Here is a 237-nt window from a genome sequence, read left to right on the forward strand (position 1 = left end):
ATATCATTGAAAATGCCAAAGTTGAAGTATGGCATGCCAACAGTTTGGGTAACTATTCATTCTTTGATAAGTCTCAATCTGACTTTAACTTACGCCGTAGCATTTTGACTGATGCTGATGGTAAATATGTTGCATTAACCACGATGCCAGTAGGCTATGGTTGCCCGCCAGAAGGTACAACTCAGGCCCTTCTTAACAAATTAGGCCGTCATGGTAACCGTCCATCTCACGTTCACT

General features: G+C 42.2%; 1 pseudogene. It reads left to right on the top strand.

From position 1 onward, the window contains the following. Positions 1-237: pseudogene (locus UC75_RS20160) on the top strand (catechol 1,2-dioxygenase); the annotation flags it as partial.

The organism is Acinetobacter sp. V2, from assembly GCF_001188385.1.
Taxonomy (GTDB): Bacteria; Pseudomonadota; Gammaproteobacteria; order Pseudomonadales; family Moraxellaceae; genus Acinetobacter; species Acinetobacter oleivorans.